The sequence below is a fragment of the Rathayibacter sp. AY1D9 genome, assembly GCF_002932395.1.
GTDB lineage: Bacteria > Actinomycetota > Actinomycetes > Actinomycetales > Microbacteriaceae > Rathayibacter.
The window spans coordinates 12,123-25,438 of the sequence record NZ_PSVQ01000005.1 but is presented as its reverse complement, the minus strand read 5'-3'; the positions used below and the strand labels follow the sequence as shown (position 1 = coordinate 25,438).

Below are 13,316 nucleotides of genomic sequence, written 5' to 3'. Positions count from 1 at the left end.
GCTGTGGAGCAGGGCGGGGCCTCGCAGGGGACAGCGCCTCTCGGGACGCCCGACCCTCAGAGGACGATGGTCTGCCCGTTCTGCGGGCGCTCCGGGTCGAAGCCCTCGCCGGCGACGGGGCGGTGAGCGCCCTCGGCCTGCACGGACGCCGCCTCCGAGAAGGCGAGGAGAGTGGCCCTCGCGTCGGCGAGGAACCGCCACGCCGAGTGCCAGAAGGCCGCCACTCCGAGGACCACCGAGAGCAGACCCAGCGCCCAGGCGCCGGGCGGGAAGAAGCCGAAGGCGATCAGGGAGAGGTGCCAGGCGCCGACCACGGCCACGTCGCCCCACGCGGGAGTGCGCGTGGGCCGAACGGTCACCCGGAATGCGACGATCGCGGCCACAGCCGCCAGCGCGACCGCCAGAATGGGGAGGGCGATCACCAGGCCGAGCACGGTCCAGCCGCTCGATCCTCCGAAGACCCCGTAGCCGAGGAGGATCCACAAGGGCAGCACGATCGCCGCCGGGAACTGCCAGGAACCGAATGCCCGTCGCGTGCGCATGCACCGACCGTACCCACCACCTCTGAGCGACGGCTCAGCGGACCCCGAGAGGATCAGGATGATCGAGCTACGCACCCCCGCCGAGATCGAGGAGATGCGTCCCGCCGGCCGCTTCGTCGGCGAGGTACTGAAGGCCACCTCCGCCGCCGCCGCGGTCGGCGTGAACCTGCTGGAGCTCGACCGGCTCGCCCACGACATGATCCGCACGGCCGGCGCCGAGTCCTGCTACATCGACTACCACCCCTCCTTCGGCGCCAGCCCCTTCGGCAAGGTCATCTGCACCTCCGTCAACGACGCGGTGCTGCACGGCCTGCCCTTCGACTACCGGCTGAAGGACGGCGACCTGCTGACCCTCGACTTCGCCGCCTCCGTGAACGGCTGGGTCGCCGACTCGGCCATCAGCGTCGTGGTCGGGACGCCGCGCGAGGAGGACCTCGCCCTCATCGACACCACCACCCGCGCGCTCGAGGCCGGCATCGCCGCCGCGCAGCCCGGGAAGAAGATCGGCGACATCTCCGCGGCCATCGCGGCCGTCGCACACGCCGAGGGCCTGTCCATCAACACCGACTTCGGCGGCCACGGCGTCGGCCGCACGATGCACGGCGATCCGCACATCCCCAACGACGGACGCGCCGGCCGCGGCTACCCGCTCCGCCCGGGCCTCGTCATCGCGATCGAGCCGTGGTTCCTGCAGACGACCGACGAGATCTACACGGACAAGGACGGCTGGACCCTCCGCAGCCGTGACGGCTCTCGCGGCGCCCACATGGAGCACACGATCGCCATCACCGAGACGGGGAACATCGTCCTCTCCGCGCGGGACTGACCGAATGATGGACAGTACAGCTATCCGATAGCGATACTGTCCACGTGAGAATCTCGGAGCTCAGCCGCAGCAGCGGCGTCAGCCTGCCCACGATCAAGTACTACATCCGGGAGGGGCTGCTGCCGCCGGGCGACGCCGCCGGCCCCCAGCGGGCGGAGTACGGGGACGCCCATGTCGCCCGCCTGACGCTGCTCCGGGCGCTCATCGAGAGCGGCGGCGTCGGCATCGCCGGCGCGAAGCGGATCACGGCCGCGCTCGACGCGGGCGTCGGTCCGACAGCAGCGTTCGAGGTGGCGCAGGACGTGGTCTCCGTGAGCACCGACTCGACCGCGTCCGCCACCGAGGCGTCGACGCGGCGGATCGCCGAGGCCGCGGGCTCCGACCACTGCGGCCACCCTGCCGTCGCGACGGCGGCACGGGCGCTCGACGCGCTCGAGCTCTCCACCGGACCGATGAGCGCCGGCTGGCTCGAGGCCTACGCCCGCGCCGCCGCCCTCGTCGCCTCCGCCGACCTCGACGAACTGCAGGCCCGTGAGAGCGTGAGCGAGCAGGCTGCCGTCGCCGCCGTCGGCACCGCGCTCGGAGACGTGGTGCTGCAGTCGCTCCGGCGCGTCGCCCAGGCGCGCGAGACGCAGAGCCGCTTCGGCTCGACGGAGGTGCCCCGATGAGCGCCGCGACCGAGACGCCCGCGCGCACGGCCTCAGCTGCTCCGCACCGGCCGCTCCTGGTGCTCGCTGGCGCGATGGCGGTCGGCGCCCTCCTCTGCGCGATCGCGCTGGTCGTCGATCCCCGCGAGCTCGGCGGACAGCCGCTCTGGGGCAAGCCGCTGAAGTTCTGCCTCTCGATCGCGCTGTACGCCGTGACGCTCGCCTGGCTGATCGGGCTCGTGCCCCGCCGGCGCCGCCTCGCCCGAGCGCTGGGCACGGTCGCGGCGGTCGGTCTGGCGGTCGAGATGGTCGTGATCGGAGGCGCCGCCCTGGTCGGCGAGCGCAGCCACTTCGACGTCTCCACTCCCCTGCACGCCGCGCTCTGGGCCTCGATGGCCGTCTCGATCATGGTGGTCTGGCTGGCGACGCTGGTCCTCGCCGCCCTCCTGGCGCGGGTGCCGCTCGGCGACCCTGCGCTGACGCTCGCCGTCCGCGCCGGACTCGTGATCGGGCTCGTCGGGATGGCCCTCGCGTTCCTGATGACGGGGCCCTCGCCCGGCCAGATCAGCGACTACCAGGGCGTCGTCGGTGCGCACGCCGTCGGAGTCGCGGACGGCGGACCCGGCCTCCCCCTCCTGGGCTGGAGCACCACGGGGGGCGATCTGCGCATCCCGCACTTCGTCGGGATGCACGCTCTGCAGGGGCTCCCGCTGCTCGCGCTGCTGCTCGGAGGGCTGGCAGCCCGGATCCCCGTCCTGCGCCCCGGATCCACCCGGCTGCGGCTCGTCGCGCTGGCCTCGGCGGGCTGGGCGGCCGCGGTCGCCCTCACCTGCTGGCAGGCGCTGCGCGGTCAGGCGCTGACCGCACCGGACGCGCTGACCCTCGCCGTCGCTACTGTGGCCGTGGTCGCCCTCGCCGGAGGGACGATCCTCACCCTCGCACGAACGGAGGCCCGCGCATGAGCCGGCTGCACCGCGGCTGGACGCCGCTCGGGATCGTCTACCTCGTCCTCGCCCTCGCCGGGCTGATCGGGACCTGGACCTGGAACGTGAGGGCTATGCAGGAGGGCGCGGACCTACTCGCCGGCCTCGCCGCAGGCGGGCCGTGGGTGTCGTCGTTCTCGACCGACCTGCTGGTCGTCGCGATCGCGGCCGTCGCCTTCATGGTGGTGGAGGGCCGCCGGATCGGGATGCGCCGCGTGTGGATCCTGGTGCTGCTCGCGCCGCTCATCGCCCTCGCGTTCGCGTTCCCCCTCTTCCTCGCCCTCCGCGACCGGCACCTGGCCCTCGCGGCCCGGTGACCGTGCGGCGAGGGGCTAGGGAAGCAGTTCGGGGCGGACGCGGCGCGTGCGCTCGACGCTCTGCTCGTGGCGCCAGGCGGCGATCGCCCCGTGGTTGCCGCTGAGGAGCACCGGAGGGACGTCGAGGCCGCGCCAGGAGGCCGGCTTGGTGTAGCTCGGGTACTCGAGCAGCCCGTCGGAGTGGCTCTCCTCGACCAGGCTCGCCGGATTGCCGACCACGCCCGGGACCAGGCGTCCGACGGCCTCGATCATCGCCATCACGGCGACCTCTCCTCCGTTGAGGACGTAGTCGCCGAGGCTGATCAGCCGGACCCGCGCGCGCTCGGCGGTGTGGTCCACGACGCGCTGGTCGATGCCCTCGTAGCGGCCGCAGCCGAAGACGAGGGTGGACTCCTCCGCGAGCTCGCGGGCGGTCGCCTGGGTGAACAGCTCGCCCGCGGGCGACGGGAAGATCACGACGGGGTCGTCCGCGCCGTCGAGGATCGTGTCGAGCGCCTCGCCCCACGGCTCCGGTCGCATCACCATGCCGGCGCCGCCGCCGTAGGGCGTGTCGTCGACGGTGCGGTGGCGGTCGTGGGTGAAGTCCCGCAGGTCGTGCACGCCGAGCTCGATCAGCCCGCTCTGCCGAGCACGGCCGAGCAGGCTGATGTCGAGCACGCCGAAGAACTCCGGGAAGATCGTGACGATGTCGATCCTCACGACCGGGGCTCCTCCTCGGAGGCGGCGTCGGAGGCGGCCGAGGTCTCGTCGTCGGCGGGCTCCTCGAGAGCGGCGTCCGCGTCAGCGGACGCGTCCGGCGCGTCGGCGTCCGCAGGCGCGCTCAGCGCCGGGTCCGCGAGGTCGACACCGCTGAGGTCGACCGCGGCGGGCTCCTCCTCGGGGGCCTCCTCGAACAGGCCGATCGGAGGCGTGACCGTGACGATCCCGGCCGCGGCGTCGACGGAGGGGACGATCGCGTTCACGAACGGCACCATCACCTCGCCGGAGGGGGTGCCGACGATGAGCAGGTCCTGCGCGGGGAAGTGGTCGACGCGGCGGACGGTGCCGACCTCGACGCCGTCGCGGACGACCTTCATGCCGACCAGCTGGTAGTCGTACCAGGAGTCGTCCTCGCCCGGCTGGGTCTGCACCTCCTCGTCGATCCAGAGGATCGCCTTCAGGAGGGTCTCAGCGGCGTTGCGGTCGTCGACGCCTCGGAAGAATGCGACGGGGTGGCTGTTGTACCAGCGAAGCTCGACGAGCTCGAGCTTCTTGCCGTGCCACTCGGAGGTGCGCGGGACCTGCAGCGTGAACGTGGATCCGGGGGTGAAGCGCTTGTCGGGCTCGTCCGTGTAGAGCTCGAGCTTGATGGCGCCCTTGAGCCCGTGTGCCTTGGTGAGTCGGGCGACGCGGAGCTGCGTCGTGCCCGGTCCGGTGACCGACACCTCTACTTATCGGTGTCGACGACGTCGACGCGCACGCGGCGCCCGTCGGCGAGCGCGGCGACGAGAGTGCGGACGGCCTTGGCGGTGCGACCGGAGCGTCCGATCACGCGGCCGAGGTCCTCGGGGTGCACGCGCACCTCGAGGACCTCTCCGCGCGGGGAGCTCGTGGCCACGACACTGACCTCATCGGGGTTCTCGACGATCCCCTTGACGAGGTGTTCGACGGCGGGAGCGAGCACTGACTACGCCTCGGTGGAGGTCTCGTCGGCGGTGTCCTCGACCGGGGCGGCCTTGGCCGGAGCCTCGGACTTCGGCTTGAGGACGGGCTTCTTCTTCGCGTCGACGACGAACGGAGCCTTGGGCTCCTTCACCTGGACGGTGCTGACGGCGTCGGCGTCGCCCTTGAAGCGGCCCCAGTCGCCGGTCAGCTTGAGGATCGCGGCGACCTGCTCGGTCGGCTGCGCGCCGACTCCGAGCCAGTACTGCGCGCGCTCCGAGTCGACCTGGATGAACGAGGGCTGCTCGGTCGGGTGGTACTTGCCGATCTCCTCGATCACGCGGCCGTCGCGCTTGGTGCGCGAGTCGGCGACGACGATGCGGTAGTAGGGCGCCCGGATCTTGCCGAGGCGCTTCAGACGAATCTTGACAGCCACAATTCTCCTGTGTGGTCGTTGACCGGTGTCCGGTCGATGATGGATGAACTGAGCCGTGAGCGTGGGGGCACACCCGGCGGAAGCTCGAGGGGGTTTCGTCGGCGGTGAGTAGAGGGTCGACCGCCTCGGACCCGACGGATCATTCTGCCAGAAAAACCGCCCCGGTGCGGGCCCGGCACGCCGCCGACCAGCGGCACCCTCGCGGGAGCGGGCCGCGCGGGACCCCGAAGGCCGCCGCCGGGGCTCTGCGTCCGCCCCGGCCGCAGGTGGCAGGATGGCGAGGCGCGTCCCGATCGGCGGACGCCCGGATCCGATGAGGACCACGCCATGGAGATCAGCTTCGCCGCATCAGACCGCTCCACGCTCGGGATTGAGTGGGAGGTCGCGATCGTCGACCGGCAGACGGGCGATCTCGCCAACGTCGCCGATGTGGTGCTGGAGGCGCTCCGCAGCGACGACGGCGCCCCGCACGCGCACATCACCGGCGAGCTCCTGCGCAACACGGTCGAGCTGGTCTCCGGCGTGCACACCTCCGTCCGCGACGCGGTCGCCGACCTGCAGGATCAGCTGCGGCAGGTGCGCGAGATCACCGACCCCATGGGACTCGACCTCGTGTGCTCGGGCACGCACCCGTTCGCGCAGTGGTTCGACCAGGCCATCACGGACAAGGAGCGGTACCACCGCCTGATCGACCGGACCCAGTGGTGGGGCCGGAACATGATGATCTGGGGCATCCACGTGCACGTCGGCATCGAGCACCGCGACAAGGTGCTGCCGATCCTCAACTCCCTGCTCGACTACTACCCGCACCTGCAGGCGCTCTCGGCGTCGAGCCCGTTCTGGGGCGGAGTCGACACGGGCTACGCCTCGAACCGCGCGCTGATGTTCCAGCAGCTGCCGACGGCGGGCCTGCCTCCGCAGTTCGGTGCCTGGGCGAACTACGAGGAGTACGTCGACGACATGATGCGCACCGGCGTCATCGACGACCACACGGAGGTCCGCTGGGACATCCGCCCCTCGCCGCAGTGGGGCACTCTCGAGATGCGCGCGTGCGACGGCCTCTCCTCCGCGGAGGAGATCGGAGCGGTCGCCGCGCTGATCCAGTGCCTCGTCGAGCACCTCTCGTCGCGGCTGGACGCGGGCGAGGACCTTCCGACGATGCAGCCCTGGTACGTGCGCGAGAACAAGTGGCGCGCGGCCCGCTACGGACTCGACGCCGAGATCATCCTCGACGCCGCCGGAGCGGAGCGGCTGGTCACCGACGACATCCGGGACCTGCTCGTCACCCTCGCACCGGTCGCCGAGCGTCTCGACTGCGTGAAGGAGCTCGGCGACGTCGAGCTGATCCTGGTCGCGGGAGCGAGCTACCAGCGCCAGCTGCGGACGGCCGCGGCGAACGACGGCGACCTGAAGGCGGTGGTCCGGGCACTCGCGGGCGAGCTGCGCGACGGGCTCCGGGATCCCCGCTCATGACGCGTCCCGCCCTCCTCGCCGCAGCCGCGATCGGCGCACTGGCCCTCGGTCTCGCCGGCTGCTCGTCCTCGACGACGACCGGCCCGGCGACCGCGTCCCCCGCCGGCACCGCCACTCCCCTCCCGACCGTCACCGCCGATCCGCTGCCGCTCTCGATCGGCGGCTCTCTTCCCGTCGGCTCCCGGGTGACGATCGTCGGCGACAGCATCGTGCGCGGTCTGACGGTCGACCCGGAGCAGGCCTGGCCCGCACTCGTCGGCGACGACCTCGGCTGGGAGGTCACGAACCTGGGCTGCGACGGCGGCGGCTTCATCGAGCCGGGCGACTGCGGCGTCGCGATCGGCGACCGCGCGGAGGAGATCGCCGACACTCGGCCCGACGCGATCGTGCTGATCGCCAGCAGCAATGATCTCGGCTGGGATCCGGAGGACGTGGACGCCGCGATCGGGCCGGCAGTGGACGCGATCGTGTCCGCCTCGCCCTCGGCCCGGCTCATCGCGCTCGACTCGGTCTGGGGCCCCGACCCGCGCCCCTCCGATCTCGACGACTACGACGCGGCGCTGGTCGAGGCCGTGACGGCCGCCGGCGGCGGTGCGCTCGAGTACCCGGACCCCCTCCGCGAGGACGGGCTGCTCGGCGAGGACGGCGTGCATCCCACCGTCGAGGGCCAGCGCGCCCTGGCTGACGCGTTCGAGGTGGCGGCCGAGAAGTCCGGCCTCGCCCGGGCGGTGCCGACCTGCCAGAAGGCGACGGACGCGCCGGCGGCCTGACTCCGACGCGGGGCGCCGCCCTGACGGCGCCCCACCGGGTCAGCGCGCGGTGCTGTTCCGGCCGTCGCGCCAGCCGAGCAGGTCGCGCACGGGCGCGAGGTCGATGTCCGGACCGGTGATGCCGAGCGTGAACAGGCGGGCGCCCAGGTCGTACTGCTGGTCGAGCACGTCGAAGGAGGCGTCGCCGACACCGCCGCGCACGCTCGCGCCGGTCGAGATCTCGATCGCGGCCGGGTCGCGGTCGACGCGGCCGCACCACTCCGAGAGCACGCCGAGCTTGCGCTCGAGCGTCGGGACGTCCGAGAAGCTGTGCCAGATGTCGGCGTGCTCGGCGACGATCCGCAGCGTCTTCTTCTCGCCGCCGCCGCCGATCATCACCGGGATGTCGCGGGTGGGCGCCGGGTTGAGCATCGACCACCGGCTGCGGATGCGCGGCATCGCCTCGGAGAGCTCGTCGAGGCGGGAGCCGGGAGTGCCGAACTCGTAGCCGTACTCCTCGTAGTCGCGCTCGAACCAGCCCGAGCCGATGCCGAAGATCAGACGGCCCTCGGCGCCCTTGGCGCTGATGTGGTCGACCGTACGCGCCATGTCGGCGAGGAGGTCGGGGTTCCGGTAGCTGTTGCAGGTGACCAGCGGGCCGAACTCGATGCGGCTGGTCTGCTCGGCCCAGGCCGCGAGCATGCTCCAGCCCTCGAAGTGCAGGCCGTTCGGCTCTCCCGAGAGCGGGAAGAAGTGGTCCCAGTTGAAGGCGATGTCGACGCCGAGGTCCTCGAGCTCGGCGAGCGTGTCGCGGATGACCTCGTAGGGGACGTGCTGCGGTGCGATCTGGACGCCGATGCGGACGGGGCGCGCGTGTGCGGTTGTCATGCCCTCACGCTAGCGAGCGGTGCGCCTCACGGGGATCCCCGCTGCGGCCCCCGGAGGGACGGCGCGCTACTCCCCCGCCGGGTCCGGCGACGCCGAGGGCGCCTCGTCGCTCGTGGAGCGGGCGAGCTTGACGACGGTGGCCCCCTCGTCGTCGAACAGGCGGAGCCGTCCGCCGTCGATCGAGGCCATCGCCGCCTCCGAGAAGATCATCGGCAGTGCGACGCCGTCGCAGGCGATCAGCGTGCTCGGCCCGGCCGAGACGGTGAGGGCGCCCTCCTGGTCGATCGACCACTCGCCCTGCGCGCCGTTGCAGCCGTCGGAGCCCGTCCAGGTCCCGTCCTCCGCGATCAGGAGGAACGGAACGTCGGGCGCGTCGTAGGAGACGCCCGTCACCCAGCGGCCGACCAGGTCCTCCGGGGAGGGCGCCGTCATCGCGGCGACCCCGGAGCCCTCGGCGCAGCCGGTGAGCCCGAGCACGGCCGCGAGGACGAGGATCCCGCCCGCGCGTCCGGCCGCGACCCGCCTCATCGCCCGAGGAGCTTCTGCAGCTGCTCGAGCTCCTCCGGCGTGGGCTGGGCGCCCTTGCCGGCGCCGCCGCCCAGGCCGAAGCCGGAGCCGCCCGCATCGCCCGGGCGGGGCCCGGAGGTGATCGCCGCGTTCTCGGCCGCGCGCTTCGCGGGGTTGCCGGACTTGCTGCTCTTCTTCTTCTGCGGCTTCGGGCGGCCCTGGTAGCCGGCGCCGGGCACCGGGCCCATCCCGGGGACCGAGGGCATGCCGCCCTTGGCGACCGTCTTCATCATCTTGGCGGCCTGCTCGAAGCGCTGGACGAGCTGGTTGACGTCCGTGACCGTCATGCCGGAGCCGCGGGCGATGCGCAGGCGCCGCGAGCCGTTGAGCAGCTTCGGGTTGACCCGCTCCGCCTTCGTCATCGACTGGATGATCGCCTCGGTGCGCACGATCTCGCGCTCGTCGAACTGGTCGAGCTGCTCTCGCATGCCCTTCGCGCCGGGCAGCATGCCGATCATCTTCTTGATCGAGCCCATGTTGCGCAGCTGCTGCATCTGGCCGAGGAAGTCGTCGAGGGTGAACGTGTCCCCCATGATCTTCTCGGCGATCTTGCGCGCCTCGTCCTCGTCGAACGCGGACTGGGCCTGCTCGATGAGCGTCAGCACGTCGCCGAGGTCGAGGATGCGGCTCGCCATGCGGTCGGGGTGGAACTGCTCGAAGTCGTCGAGCGACTCACCCGTGGAGGCGAAGAGGATCGGGCGGCCGGTGAGCGAGGCGACCGAGAGCGCCGCGCCTCCGCGGGCGTCGCCGTCGAGCTTGGAGAGGACGACGCCGGTGAAGTCGACGCCCTCCTGGAAGGCCTTGGCGGTCGCGACCGCGTCCTGGCCGATCATCGCGTCGATGACGAACAGGACCTCGTCGGGGTTCGTGACGCGGCGGATGTCGGCGGCCTGCTTCATCATGTCGGCGTCGACGCCGAGGCGTCCGGCCGTGTCGATGATGACCGTGTCGTACTGCTTGTCGGTCGCGAAGCGGATCGCGTTCTGGGCGACCTTGACCGGGTTGCCGACGCCGTTGCCCGGCTCCGGCGCGTAGACCGCGACTCCGGCCTGCTCGCCGACGACCTGCAGCTGCTGAACGGCGTTGGGGCGCTGGAGGTCGGCCGCGACGAGCAGCGGGGTGTGGCCGTCCTTGCCGAGGTACTTGCCGAGCTTGCCCGCGAGGGTCGTCTTGCCCGCGCCCTGGAGGCCGGCGAGCATGATGACGGTCGGCGGGCGCTTGGCGAACTCGAGCCGGCGCGACTGTCCGCCGAGGATCGCGACGAGCTCCTCGTTGACGATCTGGACGACCTGCTGGGCCGGGTTGAGCGCCTTGTTGACCTCGTCGCCGAGGGCGCGCTCGCGCACCTTGCCGGTGAACTCCTTCACGACCTCCAGCGCCACGTCGGCGTCGAGGAGGGCCCGCCGGATCTCGCGGACGGTGCCGTCGACGTCCGACGCGGAGAGCTTGCCCTTCGTGCGGAGGTTCTTGAAGGTCTCGACGAGTCGATCGGAGAGGGTGCCGAAAGTAGCCATGATGCCCGGAATTCTACCGGAGGCCCGGAGGGTCGGCGGGCGCGGCCGCCGATCGGCTCGCGATCGACGCGATCACCGCGGAGCGGATTAACTGGTCCGGGTCCAAGAACAGGGTTAGGGTGGCCCGGTGATCGAGACACTGGTGGCGGGCGACTCCGCGGACCCCCTGGACTACTCCGACGGCTGGGAGCTGCAGCGCCGCCTGCACGCCGAGGTGGTGGCGGGCTCGAGGCCGGACACCCTCGTGCTCTGCGAGCACTCCTCCGTCTACACCGCCGGCAAGCGCACCGAGGCGCACGAGCGCCCGGACGACGGCTCGCCCGTGGTCGACGTCGACCGCGGAGGGCGGATCACCTGGCACGGCCCGGGCCAGCTCGTCGGCTACCCGATCGTGCGGCTCGGCGAGCCCGTCGACGTGGTCGCCTACGTCCGCTCGCTGGAGGGCGTGCTGATCGCCGCTCTCGACGACCTGGGCGTGCAGGGGCGGCGCGTCGACGGGCGCTCGGGAGTGTGGATCCCGAGGGACGGCGGTGCCGACAAGATCGCCGCGATCGGCATCCGCGTCGCCTCGGGCGTGACGATGCACGGCTTCGCCCTCAACGTCTCGAACAGCCTCGAGCCCTACGCCCGCATCGTCGCCTGCGGCATCGCCGACGCCGGAGTGACCACGCTCGAGCGCGAGCGCGGCGAGGCTCCGCCCATGGAGGCGGTGCGGGCGCGGGTGGCGGCGCGCTTCTCGGAGGCGGCCCCCGCCTTCTCCGCCCGCATCGAGGAGGTCGCCGCGTGAGCGCCGAGGCCGGCGGCCGCAAGCTCCTGCGGCTGGAGATCCGCAACGCCGAGACGCCGATCGAGCGCAAGCCCGAGTGGATCCGCACGAAGGCCTCGATGGGCCCGGAGTACCTGCAGCTGCAGTCGCTGGTGAAGAGCGAGGAGCTGCACACCGTCTGCCAGGAGGCGGGCTGCCCCAACATCTTCGAGTGCTGGGAGGACCGCGAGGCGACCTTCCTCATCGGGGGCGCCCAGTGCACCCGCCGCTGCGACTTCTGCCAGATCGACACCGGGAAGCCCGCGGACTACGACGCGGACGAGCCCCGGCGCGTCGGCGAGTCCGTGGCGCGGATGAACCTCCGCTACGCGACCGTCACCGGAGTCGCCCGCGACGACCTGCCGGACGAGGGCTCCTGGCTCTACGCCGAGACCATCCGCCAGATCCACGCCCAGGCTCCGGGCACGGGGGTCGAGATCCTGGTCCCGGACTTCACGGGCCGCGCCGAGCACCTGCAGAGGGTGTTCGACGCGGAGCCGGAGGTGTTCGCCCACAACGTCGAGACGGTGCCGCGGATCTTCAAGCGCATCCGGCCGGCCTTCCGCTACGAGCGCTCGCTCGACGTGCTCACCCAGGGCCGGGAGGCGGGGCTGATCACGAAGTCGAACCTCATCCTCGGCATGGGCGAGGAGCGGGAGGAGATCTCGCAGGCGCTGCAGGACCTCCACGACGCCGGCACCGACATCGTGACCATCACGCAGTACCTCCGCCCGACGCCGCGGCATCTGCCGGTGGACCGCTGGGTGCACCCGGAGGAGTTCGTGGCGATCAAGGAGGAGGCCGAGGACATCGGCTTCCTCGGCGTCCTCGCCGGGCCCCTGGTCCGCTCCTCCTACCGGGCCGGCCGGCTCTGGGCGCGCTCGATGGAGTCGAAGGGGCTGCCGGTCCCGGAGCACCTGCGCCACCTCGCCGACGCGGCACTGGGCTTCTCGCAGGCCGTGTAGCCCGCCACCGGGACGGCGCCGGCGCGTCGTCCCGGGCGGGGCCGCTCAGCTGACGAGCTGCTGGGCGAAGACGTGCGGGGTGAAGCCGGTGAGGTCGCCGATGCCCTCGCCCTGGCCGACGAGCTTGATCGGGATGCCGGTGCGCTCCTGGACCGCGAGGACGAAGCCGCCCTTCGCGGAGCCGTCGAGCTTGGTGATGACCAGGCCGGTGACGCCCGCGTGCTCGATGAACGCCTCGGCCTGGCTCAGCCCGTTCTGACCGGTCGTCGCGTCGAGCACGAGCAGGATCTCGGAGATCGGGGCCTGCTTCTCGATGACGCGCTTGATCTTCGTGAGCTCGTCCATCAGCCCGCCCTTGGTGTGCAGGCGGCCGGCCGTGTCGATGATGACCATCTCGACGCCGGTGTCCTTCGCGAACTGCACGGTCTGGAAGGCGACGGACGCCGGATCCTGGCGCTCCTGCTGCGGGCGGACGATCTGGGCGTCGGCGCGCTGCGCCCAGGTGGCGAGCTGGTCGACCGCCGCCGCGCGGAAGGTGTCGGCCGCGCCGACCACGACGCTCCGGCCGTAGTTGCGGAGGAACTTGGCGAACTTGCCGATGGTCGTGGTCTTGCCGACGCCGTTCACGCCGACCACGAGGATCACGGCGGGGCGCTCGCTGAGCTTGAGGGTGGTGTCGTACTTCGACAGGCGCTCCTCGAGGGACTCGCGGAGCATCCGCTGGAGGTCGCGCGGGTCGGTGGTGGAGTATCGGGCCACCTTGGCGCGGAGGTCGTCGACGATCTCCTCCGTGATGTCGGGGCCGAAGTCGGCGGTGATCAGCGCCGTCTCGAGGTCGTCCCAGGTCTGGTCGTCGATCGTGCGCTTCTCGAACAGGCCGCGCAGTGCGCGGCCGAGCGACCAGGAGGTGCGTTCTGCCATGGGTCCAGGCTACCGGCGGGCGCGCCTCCGAGCGGTCGGGGA

General features: G+C 72.0%; 17 protein-coding genes. 8 read left to right on the top strand and 9 right to left on the bottom strand.

Going from position 1 to position 13,316, the window contains the following annotated elements; genetic code table 11:
• Window positions 1–56: 56 nt before the first annotated feature.
• On the bottom strand, window positions 57–542 hold the full coding sequence (locus C5C50_RS04080; protein ID WP_104272888.1) for a hypothetical protein: 486 nt from the start codon (window positions 540–542) through the stop codon (window positions 57–59).
• A gap of 58 nt (window positions 543–600) precedes the next feature.
• Between C5C50_RS04080 and map the strand changes: the two genes are divergently transcribed.
• From map to C5C50_RS04060, 4 genes are read left to right on the top strand one after another with little or no spacing between them, the layout of a single operon-like run.
• The gene (map, locus tag C5C50_RS04075) at window positions 601–1,368 is read left to right on the top strand and encodes a type I methionyl aminopeptidase (RefSeq protein WP_104272887.1); all 768 of its coding nucleotides are present in this window, start codon (window positions 601–603) and stop codon (window positions 1,366–1,368) included.
• Window positions 1,369–1,412: 44 nt separating this feature from the next.
• Window positions 1,413–2,036, top strand: coding sequence for a MerR family transcriptional regulator (locus C5C50_RS04070; RefSeq protein ID WP_104262841.1), 624 nt, complete (start codon window positions 1,413–1,415; stop codon window positions 2,034–2,036).
• Window positions 2,033–2,977, top strand: coding sequence for a hypothetical protein (locus C5C50_RS04065; protein ID WP_104272886.1), 945 nt, complete (start codon window positions 2,033–2,035; stop codon window positions 2,975–2,977). Before C5C50_RS04070 ends, C5C50_RS04065 begins: the two co-directional genes overlap by 4 nt.
• Entirely contained in the window at window positions 2,974–3,315 is a 342-nt protein-coding gene (locus C5C50_RS04060) for a DUF2834 domain-containing protein (RefSeq protein WP_104272885.1), read from the top strand. The genes C5C50_RS04065 and C5C50_RS04060 overlap by 4 nt, the downstream gene beginning before the upstream one ends.
• A gap of 15 nt (window positions 3,316–3,330) precedes the next feature.
• On the opposite strand, the gene trmD is transcribed toward C5C50_RS04060, so the two are convergent.
• Genes trmD through rpsP form a run of 4 tightly spaced genes read right to left on the bottom strand, consistent with a single transcriptional unit; the run spans window position 3,331 to window position 5,392 of the window.
• Entirely contained in the window at window positions 3,331–4,014 is a 684-nt protein-coding gene (trmD, locus tag C5C50_RS04055) for a tRNA (guanosine(37)-N1)-methyltransferase TrmD (RefSeq protein WP_104226875.1), read from the bottom strand.
• Window positions 4,011–4,739, bottom strand: a complete 729-nt coding sequence (gene rimM / locus C5C50_RS04050) for a ribosome maturation factor RimM (protein ID WP_104272884.1) — start codon at window positions 4,737–4,739, stop codon at window positions 4,011–4,013. Before rimM ends, trmD begins: the two co-directional genes overlap by 4 nt.
• Before the next feature lie 2 nt (window positions 4,740–4,741).
• Window positions 4,742–4,978, bottom strand: a complete 237-nt coding sequence (locus C5C50_RS04045; RefSeq protein ID WP_068210678.1) for an RNA-binding protein — start codon at window positions 4,976–4,978, stop codon at window positions 4,742–4,744.
• A gap of 3 nt (window positions 4,979–4,981) precedes the next feature.
• Window positions 4,982–5,392 carry a 30S ribosomal protein S16 gene (gene rpsP / locus C5C50_RS04040; RefSeq protein WP_104223912.1) on the bottom strand — a complete coding sequence of 137 codons (411 nt, stop codon included), beginning with the start codon at window positions 5,390–5,392 and terminating at the stop codon, window positions 4,982–4,984.
• A 327-nt stretch (window positions 5,393–5,719) separates the two neighbouring features.
• On the opposite strand from rpsP, the gene C5C50_RS04035 reads away from it, so the two are divergent.
• Window positions 5,720–6,865 (top strand): glutamate--cysteine ligase, encoded by a 1,146-nt coding sequence (locus C5C50_RS04035; protein ID WP_104247632.1) that lies wholly within the window; start codon window positions 5,720–5,722, stop codon window positions 6,863–6,865.
• The gene (locus C5C50_RS04030) at window positions 6,862–7,635 is read left to right on the top strand and encodes an SGNH/GDSL hydrolase family protein (protein ID WP_104272883.1); all 774 of its coding nucleotides are present in this window, start codon (window positions 6,862–6,864) and stop codon (window positions 7,633–7,635) included. Before C5C50_RS04035 ends, C5C50_RS04030 begins: the two co-directional genes overlap by 4 nt.
• A 39-nt stretch (window positions 7,636–7,674) precedes the next feature.
• Here the strand turns inward: C5C50_RS04030 and C5C50_RS04025 are convergent, their stop codons facing one another.
• The 3 genes from C5C50_RS04025 to ffh form a co-directional block, all read right to left on the bottom strand.
• Window positions 7,675–8,502, bottom strand: coding sequence for an LLM class F420-dependent oxidoreductase (locus tag C5C50_RS04025; RefSeq protein WP_104223915.1), 828 nt, complete (start codon window positions 8,500–8,502; stop codon window positions 7,675–7,677).
• Window positions 8,503–8,568: 66 nt separating this feature from the next.
• The gene (locus C5C50_RS04020) at window positions 8,569–9,030 is read right to left on the bottom strand and encodes an META domain-containing protein (RefSeq protein WP_104272882.1); all 462 of its coding nucleotides are present in this window, start codon (window positions 9,028–9,030) and stop codon (window positions 8,569–8,571) included.
• The gene (gene ffh / locus C5C50_RS04015) at window positions 9,027–10,583 is read right to left on the bottom strand and encodes a signal recognition particle protein (RefSeq protein WP_104226882.1); all 1,557 of its coding nucleotides are present in this window, start codon (window positions 10,581–10,583) and stop codon (window positions 9,027–9,029) included. The genes C5C50_RS04020 and ffh overlap by 4 nt, the downstream gene beginning before the upstream one ends.
• A 127-nt stretch (window positions 10,584–10,710) precedes the next feature.
• Between ffh and lipB the strand changes: the two genes are divergently transcribed.
• On the top strand, window positions 10,711–11,370 hold the full coding sequence (gene lipB, locus C5C50_RS04010) for a lipoyl(octanoyl) transferase LipB (protein ID WP_104226883.1): 660 nt from the start codon (window positions 10,711–10,713) through the stop codon (window positions 11,368–11,370).
• Window positions 11,367–12,353: a lipoyl synthase gene (lipA, locus tag C5C50_RS04005; protein ID WP_104247634.1), complete on the top strand. Its 987-nt coding sequence runs from the start codon at window positions 11,367–11,369 to the stop codon at window positions 12,351–12,353. Before lipB ends, lipA begins: the two co-directional genes overlap by 4 nt.
• A gap of 45 nt (window positions 12,354–12,398) precedes the next feature.
• Here lipA and ftsY read toward each other — a convergent pair whose 3' ends face one another.
• Window positions 12,399–13,274: a signal recognition particle-docking protein FtsY gene (ftsY, locus tag C5C50_RS04000; RefSeq protein WP_104223920.1), complete on the bottom strand. Its 876-nt coding sequence runs from the start codon at window positions 13,272–13,274 to the stop codon at window positions 12,399–12,401.
• Window positions 13,275–13,316 lie beyond the last annotated feature (42 nt).